This is a genomic window from Bacillus sp. ILBB4 (genome assembly GCF_035064545.1).
In the GTDB taxonomy this organism is placed as follows: Bacteria; Bacillota; Bacilli; order Bacillales; family Bacillaceae_H; genus Priestia.
Genome location: NZ_JAIQVD010000002.1, coordinates 324,308 through 343,883, shown reverse-complemented (window position 1 = coordinate 343,883; position 19,576 = coordinate 324,308). Strand labels below are relative to the sequence as shown.

The following is a 19,576-nucleotide window of genomic DNA, read 5'->3' as shown; positions in this document are numbered from 1 at the left end:
GCTAAACAATTTATCCTAATCTTTTTGTATATTAAACATAAATTTCATTTATTCTCCATAAACTTGATTGAATTTGTTATAATGGTAGAAAGTGTAAGGTTTATTCATGAGTTTGACTCTGCAGATATGTAAAAGGTACCGTACAGAAAACTATTTTACTTGCACAAATATCTTTTAACAAGTGACAGGGACATGCATTTAGCTCATGTCAAAAAAAATCCATATTTTTTTCATGAATTCTTCACAAAGTAGCGGCAAAATATGGTTTAATAAACATGAGAAATAGATATTTCTCTACTATTTTATCGTTTACATGTGAAGCTTTTAAGTAGCTTTGGTGAGAGGAATATGACTTCTTTGTGAACAAAGAGGAGATTTTTGTAAAAATATGTTGAAAACGCCTTCATTTATAGACTCTTTATTTACTAGATAAAAGTCTGTGGATGAGTAAAGGAGGACGCGCCATGGAAGATTCAAAAATGGTGGAAGATTCAACGCTTTCTGCATCGCCTAACACAGCTCATGTAAGCGAAAATAGCTCCATTTGGTCAGATTTTTTAGCTACGATTAAAATTGGAATAGTCAATTCAAATTTCATCACCACCTTTACTGGTTTTTGGCTAGCTCTTTTCTTCAACGAACAACACTTCTTAGAAAACCTGGATAAAGCATTTTTTACTTTAATAGGTTCTTCACTTATCATCGCCGGTTCATGCAGTTTGAACAATTACATAGATCGTGACATTGACCCTCTAATGGAACGAACAAAGGGACGACCTACAGTGACAGGAAGTTTTACACCTTTGACGGTCCTTGGGATTGGAATCGGTTTTACGTTAACCGGCTTGCTTATGCTACTAGTTGTTTCTTCCGTAGCCGCTCTCATTGGATTAGCAGGAATACTTACATATGTAGTTCTTTACACCATGTGGTCCAAAAGACTATACACAATTAATACAGTAATCGGAAGTATATCAGGCGCTGTCCCGCCTTTAATTGGATGGGCCGCTATCGATCCCAACTTACATGTAGTGGCTTGGGTGTTATTTTTAATCATGTTTATTTGGCAGCCGCCTCATTTTCTAGCTCTTGCTATGCGAAGATGTGAAGAATACCGGGCAGCGGGAATCCCTATGTTGCCTGTTGTACACGGTTTTGAGCTTACAAAACGACAGATTCTCATTTGGATTGCTTGTTTGTTGCCATTACCTCTTTATTTATACGAATTAGGCACTCCATTTCTAATTTTGGCCACTGTTTTAAACATAGGATGGCTATTTTTAGGATTTGCTCAATACAATAAACAAGAAGACACAAAGTGGGCTAGCATGATGTTTGTCTACTCACTAAACTATTTAACTATTTTATTTGTCTCAATGATTGTCGCAACGCTTTTTGCCTAGATAAAATCTTTCACTGAATGCGACACTGCACAAGGGGGATTTCTTCTACATGTAGAATTCATTATAGAAGGAATAAGTTTTATGCTCAAGAGGGCATAGATGAAATCACGTCAATGAAAGAGAGGTTGGGGAATGGTATGAAAAAATGGCGATTGAACTTTCGTGTTTTGTCGTTATTTACGCTGCTTGCATTCGTGTTATCGGCCTGTGGAAAACCGTTTTTGTCAACACTTAAGCCTGCAGGTGAGGTAGCTGAAGAACAATATTCGCTTATGCTGCTTAGTACAGCCATCATGGTTTTAGTTATTATTGTTGTCACCATTATCTTTATATTTGTTATTCTGCGCTTTCGTCGTCGCAAAGGCGAAGAAAATGTGATTCCAAAGCAAGTAGAGGGAAGCAGAAAGTTAGAAATTATATGGACAGTGATCCCTATCTTGCTGCTGATTATTTTGACTGTTCCAACGGTCATCTCAACATTTAAGCTAGCGGACGTAAAAGGAATGAAGGACAAAGATGCTGTCGTAGTAAATGTGCGCGCTAACTTGTACTGGTGGGAATTTGAGTATCCTAATCAAAAAATTATTACATCGCAAGATCTAGTTGTGCCAACGGATAAAAAGGTCTACTTTAATATTAAAGCTTCTGACGTCAAGCACTCATTCTGGATTCCTTCAGTTGGAGGAAAGCTCGATGCTAACACAGAAAATGATAATAAATTCTGGCTAGTGTTTGATTCTAAAAAATCGAAGGAAGCTAACGGGGTTTTCTACGGAAAATGTGCTGAGCTTTGCGGTCCATCTCATTCTCTTATGGACTTTAAAGTACGGGCTGTATCAAGCGGTGAATTTGATACGTGGGCAAAAGATTTGAAAAAGGCAAAGCCTGATGTAGAAACAGCATCCGCAAAAGCTGGTCAAGAGGTCTTTAATGAAAGCTGTATCGGATGTCATGCTGTTGACGTCAAAGACAATCGTCCAGAGCAAGCTCGTCAAGCACCAAACTTAGCCGGTTTTTCTGAACGTGAGCGTGTAGCTGGGGTGCTTCCTCACAACAAGGAAAATATCAAAAAATGGTTAAAAGACCCTGAAAAAGTTAAGCCGGGTAATAAGATGAGTGGTACATATCCTGACTTAACAGATGAACAAGTGAATGAACTAGCAGACTATTTAATGAGTTTAAAAGAAAAATAAACGTCCAGTCGTTTTTAAAAGGGGAGGTTTAGCGATGAGTACACTCAGTCAAAAGAAGGGTGTAGGTGGAACAATTTGGGACTTTATGACAACCGTTGACCATAAGAAAATTGCCATTCTTTATTTAATTGCCGGCGGTATCTTTTTTCTAGTCGGAGGAGTGGAAGCGCTATTTATACGTATTCAGCTGGCTATACCAAGCAATGACTTTGTCAGTGCAGGAACGTATAATGAAATTTTAACAATGCATGGAACAACGATGATTTTCTTAGCCGCAATGCCGCTTCTTTTTGCCATGATGAATGCAGTTGTTCCGCTGCAAATTGGAGCTCGAGATGTAGCATTTCCATTTTTAAATTTGTTAGGTTTTTGGCTGTTTGCCTTTGGGGGACTCTTTTTAAATCTAAGCTGGTTTTTAGGAGGAGCACCTGATGCAGGTTGGACATCATATGCTTCGCTGTCTATTGCATCACCTGGTCACGGAATTGATTTTTATGCGATAGGTTTGCAGATTTCGGGAGCCGGGACATTGATTTCAGGTATCAACTTTCTCGTGACAATCATTAACATGAGGGCGCCAGGTATGACTTATATGCGTATGCCGCTGTTTACGTGGACGACGTTTGTTGCATCAGCTCTTATTTTGTTTGCGTTTCCAGCACTAACGGTTGGATTGTTTTTAATGATTTTTGACCGCTTATTCGGTGGAAACTTTTTTGACGCTACAATGGGTGGAAACACCATTATCTGGGAACATCTTTTCTGGATATTCGGTCATCCGGAAGTATATATTTTAATTCTTCCAGCGTTTGGTGTTTTCTCTGAAATTTTACCTACTTTTTCAAGAAAGAGATTATTCGGGTACTCGTCGATGGTTTTTGCTACCGTATTAATCGGATTTTTAGGGTTCATGGTGTGGGCTCACCACATGTTTACAACCGGACTTGGTCCGATTGCAAATGCCATTTTTGCTGTCGCTACGATGGCTATCGCCGTTCCAACTGGAATTAAAATTTTCAACTGGCTGTTTACGCTTTGGGGAGGAAGTATTGAGTTTACGTCTCCAATGCTGTATGCTGTCGCCTTTATTCCATCATTTGTTATCGGGGGAGTAACAGGAGTTATGGCAGCTGTAGCACCTGCAGATTATCAATTTCAAGATTCTTATTTTATCGTTGCCCACTTCCATTACGTTATCGTAGGCGGTGTCGTATACGCTATATTAGCAGGTGTCACATACTGGTGGCCAAAAATGTTTGGGAAGATGTTAGATGAAAAGTTAAGCAAAGCAACGTTCTGGCTCTTTTTGATTGGTTTCCACTTAACGTTCTTTATTCAGCATTTCTTAGGCCTAATGGGAATGCCTCGCCGCGTATGGACGTTCTTGCCTAATCAAGGTCTCGACCTTGGGAATGCAATCAGTTCATCAGGAGCTGCTTTCATGGCGGTTGCTACGCTCATTTTACTGTTTAATATTATAAAAACAACTGCCAAAGGACAAAAGGTAGGAGGAGACCCTTGGGGAGACGGACGCACATTAGAATGGGCTATTTCATCTCCGCCTCCAGAGTATAACTTTAAACAAACGCCGCTTGTACGCGGGTTAGATGCATATTGGATTGAAAAAATGGCAGGAAATAAAGAAATGACGCCAGCCGAACCTCTTGGTGATATTCATATGCCAAATTCGTCGTTTATTCCATTTATGATATCGCTTGGAATGTTTATTGCGGGGATTGGCTTTTTGTATCGAAATGATCATGCGTGGGGGGATATTGTAGGGATTATCGGAATGATCGTCATGTTTTTATCAATGTTCTTCCGTTCATGGATTGATGATCACGGCTTTCATATTCACAAAGAAGACTTAGTTGATGATGACAAGGAGGCGAAGATGTAATGGAGACTGAACAAAAGCTAACTGCTGAAACTTTCCCTGCTTCGCCTGAAAAAGCAACGCTTGAAGGGAAAAATAAATTTACTGGCTTTTGGCTCTTTCTAGGCGGAGAGACGGTTTTGTTTGCTTCACTTTTTGCTACTTATTTAGCGTTACGTAATTCAACGATGTCAGGACCTAAGCCAGAAGAATTGTTTGATATTAAGCTTGTTTTTGCAGCCACGATGATTTTATTAACAAGTTCACTAACCAGCGTATATGCTATGTATCATATGAAAAATTTTGAATTTAAAAAGATGCAGCTATGGTTAGGCGTTACGTGGCTTTTAGGTTTAGCTTTCTTAGGATTAGAAATTTATGAGTTCAGGCATTATGTTCATGAAGGGCATACGTTCACAAGCAGCGCATTCGGTTCTTCTTTCTATGCGCTGGTTGGAACTCACGGAGCTCACGTAACGTTTGGATTGCTTTGGATTGGTTCTTTAATGATTCGAAATGCGAAGCGGGGGTTAAACTTATATAACGCCCCAAAATATTATGTAGCAAGTTTATACTGGCACTTTATCGATGTTGTGTGGGTCTTTATTTTCACGGTTGTATATTTAATGGGAATGGTGGGATAAGCTGATGACGACAAATCAATCAAACTCAGATAACCCAAGGCTCAATTTAGAGTATCGCAAAAAAAGAAATGCAGAAGATATGAAAATGCAAGTTGTCTCTTTTGCTATGATGCTGTTTTTAACACTAATTGCTTTTTTTGCGGTTTATCAAGAGTTTAGCGGATGGTACATTATGCCGGTGATTGTGCTCTTGGCGGTTGTTCAAGTCATCTTTCAACTTTATTATTTCATGCATATGAACCACAAAGGACATACCATACCAGCATTTTTCTTGTATTCAGGCGTATTGGTAGCTCTTTTAACCATTTTAGCTTTTGTAACCATTATTTGGTGGTAAAGAAAAGGGCTGGCATGCGCCAGTCCTTTTCATCATCTGTAGAAGGAGGAATAGACGTTGATTAACAATTTGCGGATGTTTGGTTTTGAAGCACTTTGGAGTCCTTATTATTTTCTAACTATTTGTCTGGTGACCGTCTTATATTTTTTCATCGTTGGTAGATGGAGAGGGAATTTTATGGGAGCGGAGGCCGTAAACAGAAAAACAAAAGCATATTTTATTATTAGCATGGTTCTTTTATATATATGTAAAGGAGGACCCGTAGATTTACTAGGGCATTTTATGTTTAGTGCTCACATGACGCAAATGGCCATCGTTTACTTGGTGATTCCTCCGCTTTTCATTTTAGGAATTCCGCCGTGGCTAGCTCGTTCTGTTATTTATGTAAAAGGGGTTAAACATGTTTTTAAATTCTTTACAAAGCCCTTAATTGCGCTGCTATTATTCAATGGGTTATTCTCTTTGTATCATATTCCGCTGCTTTTTGATTTTATTAAAACAGATATGATGCTCCACGGAATCGTGAGTGTTGTATTATTTATCGCTGCATTTTGCATGTGGTGGCCACTCGTTAATCAGCTAGAAGAAGAACAAACGCTAAGTTCTTTAAAAAAACTTGGATACATTTTTGCAGATGGTGTACTCCTTACTCCAGCATGCGCGCTGATTATTTTTGCAAATCACTCTTTATATGCGACGTATACAGACTCAAGCGCTTGGGTACAAGCTCTTTCCCTTTGTGTACCGCCTTCTATGATTGCAAGTTTAGGGCAGCTTGCTCCCGAGATGTTTAATACGCTGCCACCCGTGGAAGATCAGCAGCTAGGCGGTGTTATTATGAAGATCATTCAAGAAATTGTGTATGGAACGGTTTTAGGATTTATTTTTTTTCAGTGGGCTCGAAAAGAACGAGAGAAAGATACGTACATGCCCGATTTTACTGAGCCTCAAGATATAAAACCAAAGGAATTTCCGTCTACTCCTCCTTTGAATTAAAAAAAGCGCAGTGTGATTACTGCGCTTTTTCTAATTCTATAGCTGAACGGTTTCAAGCTGTGATTTGATTTGTGTTAATATCTTTTCACACTGTTCTACAAGGGATGGCGGAAAGTATTCGCCGTCTCCATATTCTACACCGTGAGGATAATAATGTTTGCCTAGTAGAGGTGTCATAAGATGAATAACAGCATGCCTGCCCCCTACGTCGCCTGAAATAGCATGTCCTTGTACTCGCAAATAGAAGGTATCTCGCTGAAACTCGAATTTTCGATCGTACGTGACGCGTTCATAATCCCATTGTCCGGCGCGGACCAGACCAAATTGATGCATAATCTCATCTAATAAATCTAAATCAACCTTTAATGAATCAAATTTTGCATATTCAAATTTCATATGAACTCCCTCCCAAAACAGATATACCCCAATTAAATCATAAGCCGAATGGATAAAACTTGCAATATCTAATAAGGAAAAATGTAAACGTTATCTATTTTTATTTAAACGTTTTAAATACGAAAGTTTACTAAAAAGTTGGTCACACTATAAAACGAACACACGATGTAAAGGAGGATAAAACAATGAAAACTGTACAAGAGGTAATGACAGCTGATACGGAAACATGCACCACGCTTGATAACGTATATGAAGTAGCAGTGAAAATGAAGGAATGGAATGTAGGAGCAATTCCAATTGTCGATAGAGATCAGCTAGTAGGAATGATTACAGATCGAGACTTAGTTATAAAAGGCATTGCAGAAAAGAAGCCAAATTCAAGTAAAGTAACGGATGTTATGAGTGAAGAGCTTATAACTATTACAGCGGAAGCCTCTGTAGAAGAAGCTTCTAAGCTTATGGCTCAACATCAAATCCGTCGTCTTCCCGTTGTGGAAAATCAAAAGCTAGTAGGGATTGTATCGCTAGGTGATTTATCAACGTTTCGCTATGCAAATGAACGTGCAGGAGAAGCGCTCTCAGACATTTCACAACAAACGCATTAAAAAGCGAAAGCCAACTGTTTGCAGTATATTCGTAAATAGTTGGCTTTTTCTTTTGTTTCCTTCATACCGATAGCTATTTTTTTTTGAATGCATGTATAATAGAGATAAAAATAAGTTAAACAGGTAAAGAAAACAGGTGTAAGGAGAGGAAGAAAAGCTGAAAAAAGTTATTTTTATTCTCGTATTAATAGTGGCATTTGTATACGCGGAGGATTATTTACCTCAGCTAGAAAAATATCTAACGGGTCAAAATATTGAGCAAAACCAAACGGATTCCAAAAGTCAGCCCACACAAGAAGTGGCTTCTTATGAAAAACAAAGTGAAAATATGATGAGGCTCATTGGAGATCATTCAGAACAGTTAATTGGAATGCTTGGAGAGCCGGATCGTATTGATTCTTCTGCATATGGCTATGACTGGTGGATTTACAAAAAGAATCGTCAAACATATGCGCAGGTAGGAGTAGAAAATAATCAAGTCGTATCTGTATACGTCATTGGCTCAAAAACAAATACAGATCCTTTTGAGATTGGTGAGAAGCGAGAGGAAGTAGAAAAAAGAGTTTCACTTTCATCCGAACTCACGCTTCAAAAAGACGGAAATGAATACCGATTTCGTCTGAGTGAAGAGGATATGAAAATGCGTCCCATTATTAAATATGGAGATGTATACGTCCAACTATATTTTGATCAGTTCCTTAATACAATCTCAAGTATTCGAATTATGGACATGGACACGCTATTAAAACAGCGCCCGTACGAAATTGTTTATCGCGGCGAGCTTCCAACAGCTCCGTCATTGACATCGGAGGAGTGGAAAAGTGTCCAAGAAGGAGAAGAGCAGCAAATTATCGATATTACAAATGTAATTCGAGACCGGTTTCAGCTGTCACCTTTAGCTTGGGACGAAGCCACTGCTGGAGTAGCTTATTTACACAGCAAAGAAATGAGCGACTTAAACTATTTCTCTCACGTTTCACCAGCACAAGGTGATTTAGGCAACCGTCTGCAAAAAGGTGATGTAGTATATCGTATCGCGGGCGAAAATATTGCCTCGAATTATCAGGATGGAATCGCTGCGGTTGAAGGGTGGCTTAATAGTGAGGGACATCGTAAGGCTTTACTCAATAAAGAGTTTACGCGTCTTGGTGTAGGTGTATATGAGAAATATTATACGCAAAACTTTATCACTCCGATGAATGAATAGTAAGATTAAAACTTCCTTTTGAAAATAGGTCTACTCTTGTCCTCTTTCTCATAAGTTTTAGTAGAGGTTAGAGGAGGGACGAGAATGAAAGGAAGAATAGTAGGAATATTGCTCGTACTTTTCTTTGCATATACGACTACTGTACATGCAGCTGAAGGGCAGTGGGAAAAGCTTGATAACTTATCTGATCAAACGCTATCGCTTGTAGAGCAAAAGGAGTATAAAGCAGCCCAACATTTGTTCAGAAACTTTTCGAATGAATTTACCAGTCTCAATACAGCTTCTTTGGGCGTATCGGCCGAAGATATACGTATTTTAACTCTTTGTTATGAACAGGTAGAAAGGTCTCTTTTATCTTCTGATTCCAGTGATGAAGAACGTCTTCAAAAAGCTACTCAATTTCGATTGTTAGTCGATGCGCTGCACAGCAAGCATCAGCCTATGTGGACTGAGCTCGAAGGCAGTATGCTAGCAACATTTAAAGAGATGCGAAATGAAGCGGTAAAAGGAGAACAAGCGGCTTATGAAGCGCAGCTTAAGCAATTTTTGAAGGAATATGATATGATCTTACCGAGCGCGCAGGTAGACGTGTCGTCTCCCTACGTACAGCGTGTGAGCGCGGACGTTCACTTTTTACAAACTGAAGGAACGCCAAGTGAGATTAACGATGAGCAGTTTAACCAAATGGAACAAAACTTAAAAGATTTTTTTGAACAAGTAAAAGAAAATCGTACAGACCCGTCTTTTATTTGGGTTACAATTACCACCGGAAGTATTATTATTGCTACACTTTTTTATGTAGGAGCGCGAAAATATTTTGCTGACCAGAAAAGAAAGTCAGCTAGAGGGCGTAATGATTGACGTAAAAGCGCAGAATTGTCTAAAATAAAAGAGTAGTCAAACACATAATGAAAGGTGTGGGTAAATGAGCTTTTTGATTTATTTTCTCATTATTATCCTTGTGCCAATTTGGGCACAGTTTAAGGTGAGAAGTGCTTACAAAAAATATTCACAAGTAAGCAACTCATCAGGAATGACAGGCGCAGAAGTGGCAAGAAAAATTTTGGATGAAAACGGGTTGTACAACGTTCACGTAGAGCCTGTAGGCGGATTTTTATCGGATCACTACGATCCTCGTTCAAAAGTAATTCGTTTATCAGAAGACAACTATTACGGAACGTCTGTTGCGGGCGCTGCCGTTGCGGCTCACGAAGTGGGACACGCGATTCAAGACAAAGAAAACTATTCGTTTTTACGTCTTCGCCACTCCCTTGTGCCGGTGGCAAGCCTTGGATCAAACGCTTCTTGGATTTTAATTATGATTGGAATTATCGCGTCGATTAAGCCGTTGCTATTGTTAGGTATTATTTTCATGGCAGCAGCGGTCGTATTCCAAGTTGTAACACTGCCTGTTGAATTTAACGCTTCAAGCCGAGCGATGACGCAAATCGTCTCAGTTGGAGCGATTCGAAATGACGAAGAGCGCGAGACGCGTAAAGTGCTTAACGCAGCGGCTTTAACATACGTAGCAGCCGCAGCAGTAGCAGTTCTTGAGTTGGTTCGTTTAATCATGATTTATACAGGAATGAATAACGACGACTAATAAAAAAATACCGCATTAGCGGTATTTTTTTATCTTTCAAGAGGTTTTTTATTTTCATCAAGGGTAAATCCTTCGCCTAAGACATCATGAACATCCGTAACTGCAACGAATGCGTGTGGATCTACAGAAGTAATAACTTGCTTTAAACGGAAAATTTCATTTTTACTAACCACGCAGTATAGCACGTTAGTATCTTGCTTAGAAAAAGAACCTTGTCCTTTTAAAATCGTCACGCCTCGATCCATTTCTTTCATAATTTTATCCGATATGGCTTCGTTATGATTTGAAATAATCGTTGCTCCTTTCGCGGCATACGCGCCGTCTTGCATAAAGTCAATAACCCGTGCAGCGACAAAGACTGCAACAAGTGTGTACATAGCTTCTCGGTAGGATAAATAAATGAGAGACGCACTAATCACAATAAAGTCAAAAAGAAACATCGTTTTCCCCATATTCCACCCGATATATTTTTGAACAACACGTGCGATGATATCGACTCCTCCTGTTGTTCCTCCAAACCTGAAAATAATGCCAAGACCCACTCCAATAAAAACACCGGCAAAAAGAGCTGCTAGAGTCATATCATGACGCAGGGGCATATTCACCGGGAAGCGCTGGAATATCCATAAAAATAGCGATAAGCTAACGACTCCGAGCATGGTATAAATAAATGCTGTTCTCCCTAATAGTTTCCACCCTACAAAAAACAAAGGAATATTTAACACTAAGTTAGAATAAGAGGGATCAATGTTAAATAAGAAAAATAGAAGCAGGGTAATGCCTGTGAATCCACCTTCGGCTAAATTGTTTTGCATGTTAAAATTAACAAGTCCAAAGGCAAATATGGCAGCACCAAGCAGTATAAAAATAATATTTTTAAATCTGAGACCTTTCATACTTACAAACCTCCTATGACCGTTTTTGCACTACCTTATCATAAAGGAATATATTTCATTTCGTAAATAACTATCGAAAAGATTTTTGAAAATAGTAAAAAGTGATGATGTTTCTTCTAGTGCTATGTATTAGTAGTATCCTGAATTCGTAAAATATAGACAGATTTTTGAGAATTAAGGGAAACGCGAGGAATATTGTGAAAGAGCATCTGACAAAGGCTTGGTAAGAAGAAGTAATTACACTAAATAATTTGAAGTAAAGATGTTATAATAGTAAGCTGAGTGTACTTCTAAAAGAGGTGAAATAAAAAGATGTCAAAAAAAACGATGGAGCAAATGCAACAAGAAGTTGATGCATATATTAGCCAATTTAAAGAAGGATATTTTAGTCCTCTTGCTATGCTTGCGCGAATGTCGGAAGAAGTGGGCGAATTATCGCGCGAAATTAACCACTATTATGGTGAAAAGCCGAAGAAAACGACTGAAGCAGAACGTACGGTCGAAGAAGAAATGGGCGACATTTTATTTGTATTAATTTGCTTTGCAAATTCATTAAATATTGATTTACAAGAAGCGCATGATCGCGTTATGAATAAATTTAATACGCGTGACAAAGATCGCTGGACGAAAAAAGAAGACTAAGGAGAGAAAAAGAATGGACAAAATTCGAATTGTACTTGCAGGACCAAGAGGTCGTATGGGAAAAGAAGCTGTATTATTAATAGAAGAAACAGAGCATTTTGAATTAGTAGCAGCGGTAGATCGTATCAATGAAGGAAAATACATAAGTGATATTGAAGGAATGCCAAATGTACAAGCGCCAATCTACACGGATATTGAAAAATGTTTTCAAGACGTTAAGGCAGATGTTTTAGTTGACTTGACAACACCTGAAATTGGGCGCGTTCATACTAAAACAGCCCTAACATATGGAGTAAGACCTGTTGTAGGAACCACTGGCTTTTCAGAAGAAGATTTAAAAGAATTAAAGCAGCTTGCTGAAGAGAAGGAACTTGGCTGTATCATTGCACCTAATTTTGCGATTGGCGCTATTTTAATGATGAAGTTTTCACAAATGGCAGCTAAATACTTTGATGATGTTGAAATTATTGAAATGCATCACGATCAAAAGTTAGATGCACCATCAGGAACAGGCTTAAAAACAGCGGAGCTTATCAGTGAAGTTCGTGAAGCAAAAAAACAGGGTCATCCTGAGGAAAAAGAATTGCTAGAAGGGGCGCGCGGTGCAGATTATGAAGGGATCCGCCTACATAGCGTACGCCTGCCAGGGCTGATTGCTCACCAAGAAGTAATGTTCGGAGGATTTGGACAAACATTAAAAATCCGTCATGATTCATACAACCGTGCTTCTTTTATGTCAGGTGTGAAGCTAGCTGTTGATACAGTTATGAACGTAGACACACTTGTATATGGATTAGAAAATATTATTGACTAAGGAGCGAGAAAAATGAAAATCGCCTTAATTGCACATGATAAAAAGAAAAATGATATGGTACAATTCACAACAGCCTATCAAGCGATTTTACAGGAACATTCGCTGTTCGCAACAGGAACAACAGGAACGCGTATTTCAGAAGCAACAGGTTTGAAGGTTCACCGCTTTCAATCAGGGCCGCTTGGAGGAGATCAGGAGATAGGAGCTTTAATTGCTCAAAATGAAATGGATATGGTTATTTTTTTCCGCGATCCGTTAACAGCTCAGCCTCATGAACCTGATATTTCAGCTCTGATGCGCCTATGTGACGTCTATGCGGTTCCTCTTGCAACGAACATGGGAACAGCAGAGATTTTAATTCATGGACTTGAACGAGGCGATTTGCATTGGCGTTCAATTATAAAAAAATAGGGTGAAGATAATGAAAGAAACAATAGATATCCTTGCCTTTGGTGCTCATGCCGATGATGTAGAAATCGGTATGGGTGGAACCATTGCAAGAATGAGTGAACAAGGTTTGAAGGTAGTTATTTGCGATTTGACGCAAGCTGAACTTTCTTCAAATGGAACGGTTGAAATTCGAAAACGAGAAGCGTCCAAAGCTGCTGATGTCTTAGGAGTTCATGAGCGAATTCATCTGCATTTGCCAGACAGAGGTTTGGTTTTAAAGGCAGAGTATATAGCTGAAATTGCATCAGTCATTCGCACGTATCAACCAAGGATTATATTTGCTCCTTACTTTGAAGATCGTCATCCTGATCATGGAAATTGTGCAAAGCTTGTAGAAGAGGCCATGTTTTCCGCTGGCGTTAAAAATTATATCGATTATAAAAAGCAAAAAGCTCATCGTGCTGAGTCTCTTTATTTCTATATGATAAATGGATTTCATAAGCCAGATTTTATCGTAGATGTATCAAGCACGTTTCAAAAGAAAATAGCTAGTCTAGAGGCTTATGAAAGTCAATTTATAAAAACAGCAGATACGTTTGATACGCCGCTGGTAAACGGATATATTGAAACGGTAGAGAGCAGAGAGAGATTATTTGGCAAAGAAGTCGGGGTAGCATACGGTGAAGGTTTTTTATCTAAAAAACCGATTTTGATGTACGACGATTTAGTAGGTGGAAAATAAATGAAGTTAAAAATTGGTATTACATGTTATGCTTCCGTTGGAGGTTCAGGAGTGGTAGCAACGGAGCTAGGGAAGCTGCTGGCTGAAAAGGGGCACGAAATTCATTTTATTTCCTCTAGCATGCCTTTTAGATTGACGAAAGTATATCCAAATATTTATTTTCACGAAGTAGATGTAAATCAGTACTCCGTCTTTAAATACCCTCCGTATGATCTCGCTTTATCCAGTAAAATGGCTGAAGTGGCTAAAAGAGAAAAGCTTGACATTATTCATACGCACTATGCAATCCCCCATGCCGTTTGCGGGATTTTAGCTAAACAAATGGTGGAGCACGAAGTGAAAATTGTGACGACTCTTCATGGGACAGATATTACGGTTCTAGGAGAGGATCCATCGTTAAAAGATTTAATTAAATTTGGTATTGAGAAATCAGATGCAGTGACTGCTGTATCTCAGTCACTTGTTGATCAAACTCACCATTTAATTAGTCCAGATAAAGAAATTGAAACGATGTATAATTTTATTGATGAACGAGTTTATCATAAAAAAGAAGTGCAGTATTTAAAAGCGGAGTATGGCATATTAGAAAATGAAAAAGTCGTTATTCATATTTCAAACTTTCGTCAAGTCAAACGAGTTACAGATATAGTCAAAACATTTGCTATTATTAATAAAAAGCTTCAGTCTAAGCTGCTGCTTGTAGGGGACGGCCCTGAAATGACGGTTGTGTCTCAATTAGTAAGAGAGCTAAATCTTCAAGATTCTGTGTTATTTCTTGGGAAACAAGAAAATGTAGCAGAATTATATTCGATTAGCGATTTAAAACTGTTATTATCTGAAAAAGAAAGCTTTGGGCTTGTACTTTTAGAAGCTATGGCTTGTGGTGTTCCATGCATCGGAACAAATATAGGCGGAATTCCCGAAGTAATTGAACACGAAAAAACAGGATATATTTGCGAAGTGGGAGACGTTGAAGAGGCAGCGAGTAAAGCAATTCAGCTACTTGAAAATGAACAGCTGCATCACCAAATGAGGGAAGCGTCTCTAAGCGCAGTTAATCATAAATTTCATTCAACAGAGATTGTGAGTCAATATGAAAAACTTTATTATAAATTGGTACAGGGTTGAAGAATGGAGGAAGTTATGAAAGAACCATTCATTCATCCGCTTTATATTATTGAAAAACTGGAGACAGCCGGTTACGAAGCGTATTTTGTTGGAGGAGCGGTCCGGGATCTCATTTTAAATCGGACGATTGGAGATATTGATATCGCTACGTCAGCTAGGCCTGAACAAGTGATGGAACTCTTTCCTAAGACGATTCATGTAGGAATCGAGCATGGTACGGTTGTCGTTGTCCATGAGAACGAGACCTATGAGGTAACCACTTTTCGCTCTGAGGGAGAATATGATGATTTTCGTCGTCCCTCGTCCGTTACGTTTATTTCGTCTCTGATAGAAGATTTGCAGCGTCGCGATTTTACAATCAATGCAATGGCTATGAATGCAAAAGGAGAAATCATTGATCCATTTAATGGAAGAGAAGATTTGCGAAACCAGTTAATTCGCACTGTCGGAAATGCTAAGGAACGCTTTCATGAAGATGCTCTTCGTATGATGAGAGCCGTTCGCTTTGTCAGTCAGCTGGCGTTTTCGCTGTCTGATCAAACTAAAAGAGCCATTCAGCAATATGGTGAACTGCTGAGGCATGTTTCTATTGAACGCATTACAGTTGAATTCGAAAAAATGCTGAGCGGAAAGCGTCCGTCTTTAGCATTAGCACTTGTAGCAGATACGGAGCTGTATCGCTACTTGCCCCAATTGAATGTAGATCCGCAAAAATTCCGATCTGTTTGTGCACACGATTGGATGATGCTTCAGCGAGTATCGGAGTCATGGACACTTCTGGTACATCTACTCGACATTCAAGACAAGCAGGCATTTTTTAAAAGCTGGAAATTATCTAATAAGCAAATTAAAGATATTCAGCTTCAGTCTATTGGTCTTCGAGACGTTTTGGAAAATGGGTGGTCAAAACGCATCATGTATACAATTGGAGAGCAGGCCAGCGTAAGCGTGAATCGTATTTTACAACTTCTTCGAAGCAATGAGTATATGAATGAACATGAGCTTCTTTACATCTATAGCGAGCTGCCTATTCATTCTTTAAAAGATTTAGATATAAATGGTCAAGATCTTTTAGTGTGGACAGGTAAAAAGGGTGGTCCATGGGTGTCTCAACTGTTAAAAGAAATTGAGGAGAAAGTTCTATACAATGAGTTAATGAACACGAAATCTTCAATAAGAAAGTGGGTGCAGTCTTGCAGTCAGATATAAGAAGAACGCTGCTTGAAATGTTTACGAACGCAGATGGGGACTATGTGTCCGGCCAAAAGATCAGCGATTTATTAGGCTGTTCAAGAACAGCTGTATGGAAGCATATCGAAGAGCTGCGAAAAGACGGCTATGAACTTGAAGCTGTTCGTAAAAAAGGCTATCGCATTGTTGGGAAGCCGAACAAAGTAAGCAGCAACGAGCTTTTATTAGGGCTCCAAACAACAAAAATCGGTCAGTATATTCATTATGAGGAAAGCGTGCATTCTACTCAAAAAATTGCTCATCGAATTGCTCAAGAAGGAGCCAAAGAAGGAACGGTTGTAGTTGCTGAAGAGCAAACGGCAGGGAGAGGAAGACTTGATAGAGCGTGGTATTCCCCAAAATATACTGGTGCCTGGATGAGTATTATATTGCGTCCTTCTATCCCTCCGCAGCAGGCTCCTCAGCTGACTCTACTATCAGCAGTGGCTGTTGTACAGGCCATTCAAGAAGTGACGAACCTTTCTCCAGACATTAAATGGCCTAATGATGTTTTATTAAATGGGAAGAAGCTAGTTGGGATTTTAACAGAAATGCAGGCTGATTTTGACCGGATTCATTCGGTCATCATTGGAATTGGCATCAATGTGAATCAGCAGGAAACGGATTTTAATGAACAAATCAAACACATTGCCACATCTTTACGTATTGAAAAAGGTGAAGAAATTAATCGTGCGGCTTTGATGCAAGCGTTTTTCTTAAAGTTAGAAACCCTTTACGAAGAATACTTAAAAAATGGCTTTGGTTTAATTAAAGTTCTTTGGGAAACTTATGCGATCAGCATTGGCAAGCGAATTATAGCACGCACGATGACAGCCAACATTGAAGGCTTTGCAAAAGGTATAACGGATGAAGGCGTTTTATTGATTGAAGATGATGAAGGAGTTATACACCGAATTCATTCTGCAGACATTGAGCTCTCTGCTAAAAAATAGTAGAAAAATAAAGAAATTTTTATTATAATACGAGTATCAAGGTAGTATCGCAAGAACTTCACTTGATACTCGTTTGTTTATTTTTAATACGACAATAAATCTGCCTTGATCCATTAAGGACTAGGACAGAGGGATGACGCGTAGGTAAGCACATTAGGTAAAGTGTGCTTTTTATAGATGAAGTCTGTCAAAGTCCTTCTTCCTTTTATAGGTAGAAGGACTCTTTGTGTGCAGACGTACGCTCATCTCCTCTGAGAAGGAGGAGAAAGTTAGTGAAAACAAAATTAGATTTTTTACGTATGAAACAGAACAATGAACCAATTGTGATGCTGACTGCGTACGATTATCCGTCAGCTAAGTACGCTGAGGAAGCAGGCGTAGACATGATTTTAGTAGGTGATTCTCTAGGAATGGTCGTTTTAGGATATGACTCTACCATTCCTGTAACGGTAGATGATATGATTCATCATACAAAAGCGGTTAAAAGAGGAGCTGCTGATACATTTATCGTTACCGACATGCCATTTATGTCCTATCACGTGTCGAAAGAAGACACGATGAAAAATGCTGCTCGTATTATGCAGGAAAGCGGAGCTCATGCTTTAAAAGTAGAAGGTGCAAAGGATGTTCTTTATACAATTTCAGAATTGACGCAAGCTGGTATTCCGGTTGTTGCACATCTCGGGTTAACTCCTCAGTCTGTCGGTGTCCTGGGCGGTTATAAAGTGCAGGGAAAAGAAGCGAAAGAAGCCAAACAGCTAATCCAAGACGCTATCAAGTGTGAGCAGGCGGGAGCTATTGCTGTTGTATTAGAATGTGTTCCTAAACAAGTAGCAAAACAAGTAGCTGAACGCTTGAGCATTCCAACAATCGGAATTGGAGCAGGAGCTGATACGGATGGTCAAGTACTTGTATACCACGATGTATTAACGTACGGAGTAGAGCGTGTGCCAAAATTCGTTCAGTCATTTGCGAAAATAAATGAGCCTATTTTACAGGGACTTTCTCAGTATGTAAGTGAAGTGAAAAAAAGAGAGTTTCCGAAAGAAGCACATACTTTTTCAATGAAAGAAGAGCAGTTAACGGCACTGTACGGAGGGAAATAAGATGAAAGTCATTACAACAATTAAAGACATGCAGCAGGAGATGAAAAAAGAAAAGCAGCTTGGACGTTCAATTGGATTTGTCCCGACGATGGGCTATTTGCATGAAGGCCATGCTACTTTACTTGGAGCAGCCCGCATAGAAAATGAAGTAGTGGCGCTAAGTATTTTTGTGAATCCGACTCAATTTGGGCCAAATGAAGATTTTGATACGTATCCAAGAGATTTTGAGCGCGATGAGCGCGTGGCAAAAGAAGCTAACGTCGACTATTTATTTTATCCTTCAGTAGAGGAAATGTATAAGCCAAGCCGTTCAGTTGCTATAACCGTGACAGATCGTGTAGACGTATTGTGTGGACAGAAGCGACCCGGCCATTTTGACGGAGTAGCCACGGTCCTAACAAAGCTTTTTCACATTGTAACACCAGATCGTGCATACTTTGGTAAAAAAGATGCACAGCAAGTTGCTGTAGTAGATGGCTTAATTGAAGACTTTAATTTCCCAGTGGAGCTTAGAGCAGTAGATACGGTGAGAGAAGCAGATGGCTTAGCTAAAAGTTCTCGTAACGTATATTTAACAGATAAAGAAAGAGAAGAGGCACCTGTTTTATTTAAGAGTTTACAAAGCGCTCTGCAGCTTCTTGAAAGCGGAGAGAAGCACGTAGAAATTATTAAACAGGCCATTCGAAAAGAAATTGAGCAATATACGAGCGGTAAAGTGGATTATATCGAGGTTTATACGTATCCAGAGCTAAAAACGATTAAACAAGCCGCTGGCAAAATCATCATTGCTTTAGCTGTTCAATTCTCTAAAGCTCGTTTAATTGATAATGTAATTGTAGACGTACAGGGGGATAACTAAATGTTTCGCACGATGATGAATGCTAAAATACACAGAGCTCATGTAACTGAAGCCAACTTAAATTATGTTGGCAGTATCACCATTGATGAAGATATCATCGACGCAGTAGGAATCGCAGCAAACGAAAAAGTCCAAATTGTAAACAATAATAACGGAGCTCGCTTGGAAACGTACGTTATTCCCGGCGAACGCGGGAGCGGCGTAGTTTGTTTAAATGGAGCTGCTGCAAGACTTGTGCAGCCTGGAGATATCATCATCATTATCTCTTATGCGCTCGTAGCAAATGAAGAAGTAGCTCACCATCATCCAACCGTAGCGATTATGAATGAGCAGAATAAAATCCAACAATTGCTTAAACAAGAACCAGCTGGTACAATTCTATAAGAACAGTCCCCCTTTATGAGGGGGATTTTTATTTGAATACATACGCTAGTAAGTGAACGGTATAAACCTCTATACACACTAAAGTAAAACTTCTATGTATGGAAGCCTCTCTGTTTTTCACGAGAAGGAGTTGCGCTTTTAAAGCATATAGAGCAGGCTTTCACTTTATACT

22 protein-coding genes are annotated in these 19,576 nt (G+C 39.1%); 20 read left to right on the top strand and 2 right to left on the bottom strand.

The genetic code is table 11. From position 1 onward, the window contains the following. Positions 1 to 464 precede the first annotated feature (464 nt). The 6 genes from cyoE to ctaG all read left to right on the top strand — a co-directional run bounded on the left by cyoE (position 465) and on the right by ctaG (position 6,449). Positions 465 to 1,403 carry a heme o synthase gene (cyoE, locus tag LAV82_RS08010; protein ID WP_057274571.1) on the top strand — a complete coding sequence of 313 codons (939 nt, stop codon included), beginning with the start codon at positions 465 to 467 and terminating at the stop codon, positions 1,401 to 1,403. A 137-nt stretch (positions 1,404 to 1,540) separates the two neighbouring features. After that, a complete protein-coding gene (gene coxB, locus LAV82_RS08005) occupies positions 1,541 to 2,596 on the top strand; it encodes a cytochrome c oxidase subunit II (RefSeq protein WP_013056079.1) in 1,056 nt (351 codons plus the stop codon). Between the two features lie 34 nt (positions 2,597 to 2,630). After that, on the top strand, positions 2,631 to 4,496 hold the full coding sequence (gene ctaD, locus LAV82_RS08000) for a cytochrome c oxidase subunit I (protein ID WP_029325121.1): 1,866 nt from the start codon (positions 2,631 to 2,633) through the stop codon (positions 4,494 to 4,496). Beyond that, entirely contained in the window at positions 4,496 to 5,116 is a 621-nt protein-coding gene (ctaE, locus tag LAV82_RS07995; RefSeq protein ID WP_013056081.1) for a cytochrome c oxidase subunit III, read from the top strand. The genes ctaD and ctaE overlap by 1 nt, the downstream gene beginning before the upstream one ends. A gap of 4 nt (positions 5,117 to 5,120) precedes the next feature. Next, complete coding sequence (gene ctaF, locus LAV82_RS07990; RefSeq protein ID WP_013056082.1) at positions 5,121 to 5,453, top strand: cytochrome c oxidase subunit IVB; 333 nt, start codon at positions 5,121 to 5,123, stop codon at positions 5,451 to 5,453. A 57-nt stretch (positions 5,454 to 5,510) separates the two neighbouring features. Then, on the top strand, positions 5,511 to 6,449 hold the full coding sequence (gene ctaG, locus LAV82_RS07985; RefSeq protein ID WP_211078154.1) for a cytochrome c oxidase assembly factor CtaG: 939 nt from the start codon (positions 5,511 to 5,513) through the stop codon (positions 6,447 to 6,449). Between the two features lie 36 nt (positions 6,450 to 6,485). Here the strand turns inward: ctaG and LAV82_RS07980 are convergent, their stop codons facing one another. Beyond that, entirely contained in the window at positions 6,486 to 6,845 is a 360-nt protein-coding gene (locus LAV82_RS07980) for a YugN family protein (protein ID WP_013056084.1), read from the bottom strand. A gap of 185 nt (positions 6,846 to 7,030) precedes the next feature. On the opposite strand from LAV82_RS07980, the gene LAV82_RS07975 reads away from it, so the two are divergent. From LAV82_RS07975 to LAV82_RS07960, 4 genes are all read left to right on the top strand, one after another. After that, positions 7,031 to 7,450, top strand: coding sequence for a CBS domain-containing protein (locus LAV82_RS07975; protein WP_013056085.1), 420 nt, complete (start codon positions 7,031 to 7,033; stop codon positions 7,448 to 7,450). 190 nt (positions 7,451 to 7,640) lie between these two features. Then, positions 7,641 to 8,657 carry a CAP domain-containing protein gene (locus LAV82_RS07970; RefSeq protein ID WP_029325123.1) on the top strand — a complete coding sequence of 339 codons (1,017 nt, stop codon included), beginning with the start codon at positions 7,641 to 7,643 and terminating at the stop codon, positions 8,655 to 8,657. A gap of 84 nt (positions 8,658 to 8,741) precedes the next feature. Next, complete coding sequence (locus tag LAV82_RS07965; RefSeq protein ID WP_013056087.1) at positions 8,742 to 9,518, top strand: sporulation protein YpjB; 777 nt, start codon at positions 8,742 to 8,744, stop codon at positions 9,516 to 9,518. Between the two features lie 64 nt (positions 9,519 to 9,582). Further along, on the top strand, positions 9,583 to 10,260 hold the full coding sequence (locus tag LAV82_RS07960; RefSeq protein ID WP_013056088.1) for a zinc metallopeptidase: 678 nt from the start codon (positions 9,583 to 9,585) through the stop codon (positions 10,258 to 10,260). 29 nt (positions 10,261 to 10,289) lie between these two features. Here LAV82_RS07960 and LAV82_RS07955 read toward each other — a convergent pair whose 3' ends face one another. Continuing rightward, the gene (locus LAV82_RS07955) at positions 10,290 to 11,156 is read right to left on the bottom strand and encodes a YitT family protein (RefSeq protein ID WP_013056089.1); all 867 of its coding nucleotides are present in this window, start codon (positions 11,154 to 11,156) and stop codon (positions 10,290 to 10,292) included. A 312-nt stretch (positions 11,157 to 11,468) separates the two neighbouring features. Here LAV82_RS07955 and LAV82_RS07950 point away from each other — a divergent pair, with 312 nt between their 5' ends. From LAV82_RS07950 to panD, 10 genes are all read left to right on the top strand, one after another. Then, entirely contained in the window at positions 11,469 to 11,798 is a 330-nt protein-coding gene (locus LAV82_RS07950) for a nucleotide pyrophosphohydrolase (protein ID WP_013056090.1), read from the top strand. A 13-nt stretch (positions 11,799 to 11,811) separates the two neighbouring features. Continuing rightward, the gene (dapB, locus tag LAV82_RS07945; RefSeq protein WP_013056091.1) at positions 11,812 to 12,612 is read left to right on the top strand and encodes a 4-hydroxy-tetrahydrodipicolinate reductase; all 801 of its coding nucleotides are present in this window, start codon (positions 11,812 to 11,814) and stop codon (positions 12,610 to 12,612) included. Positions 12,613 to 12,624: 12 nt separating this feature from the next. Next, complete coding sequence (gene mgsA, locus LAV82_RS07940) at positions 12,625 to 13,023, top strand: methylglyoxal synthase (RefSeq protein ID WP_013056092.1); 399 nt, start codon at positions 12,625 to 12,627, stop codon at positions 13,021 to 13,023. 10 nt (positions 13,024 to 13,033) lie between these two features. After that, positions 13,034 to 13,744, top strand: a complete 711-nt coding sequence (gene bshB1 / locus LAV82_RS07935) for a bacillithiol biosynthesis deacetylase BshB1 (RefSeq protein ID WP_211078152.1) — start codon at positions 13,034 to 13,036, stop codon at positions 13,742 to 13,744. Then, positions 13,745 to 14,872 (top strand): N-acetyl-alpha-D-glucosaminyl L-malate synthase BshA, encoded by a 1,128-nt coding sequence (bshA, locus tag LAV82_RS07930; RefSeq protein WP_013056094.1) that lies wholly within the window; start codon positions 13,745 to 13,747, stop codon positions 14,870 to 14,872. Positions 14,873 to 14,887: 15 nt separating this feature from the next. After that, positions 14,888 to 16,081: a CCA tRNA nucleotidyltransferase gene (locus tag LAV82_RS07925; protein ID WP_013056095.1), complete on the top strand. Its 1,194-nt coding sequence runs from the start codon at positions 14,888 to 14,890 to the stop codon at positions 16,079 to 16,081. Beyond that, positions 16,066 to 17,055: a bifunctional biotin--[acetyl-CoA-carboxylase] synthetase/biotin operon repressor gene (locus LAV82_RS07920; protein WP_013056096.1), complete on the top strand. Its 990-nt coding sequence runs from the start codon at positions 16,066 to 16,068 to the stop codon at positions 17,053 to 17,055. Before LAV82_RS07925 ends, LAV82_RS07920 begins: the two co-directional genes overlap by 16 nt. Before the next feature lie 272 nt (positions 17,056 to 17,327). After that, complete coding sequence (gene panB, locus LAV82_RS07915; RefSeq protein ID WP_028407963.1) at positions 17,328 to 18,161, top strand: 3-methyl-2-oxobutanoate hydroxymethyltransferase; 834 nt, start codon at positions 17,328 to 17,330, stop codon at positions 18,159 to 18,161. A gap of 1 nt (position 18,162) precedes the next feature. Further along, the gene (gene panC, locus LAV82_RS07910) at positions 18,163 to 19,020 is read left to right on the top strand and encodes a pantoate--beta-alanine ligase (protein WP_098449031.1); all 858 of its coding nucleotides are present in this window, start codon (positions 18,163 to 18,165) and stop codon (positions 19,018 to 19,020) included. Further along, positions 19,021 to 19,404, top strand: a complete 384-nt coding sequence (gene panD / locus LAV82_RS07905) for an aspartate 1-decarboxylase (protein ID WP_013056099.1) — start codon at positions 19,021 to 19,023, stop codon at positions 19,402 to 19,404. Positions 19,405 to 19,576: the final 172 nt, after the last annotated feature.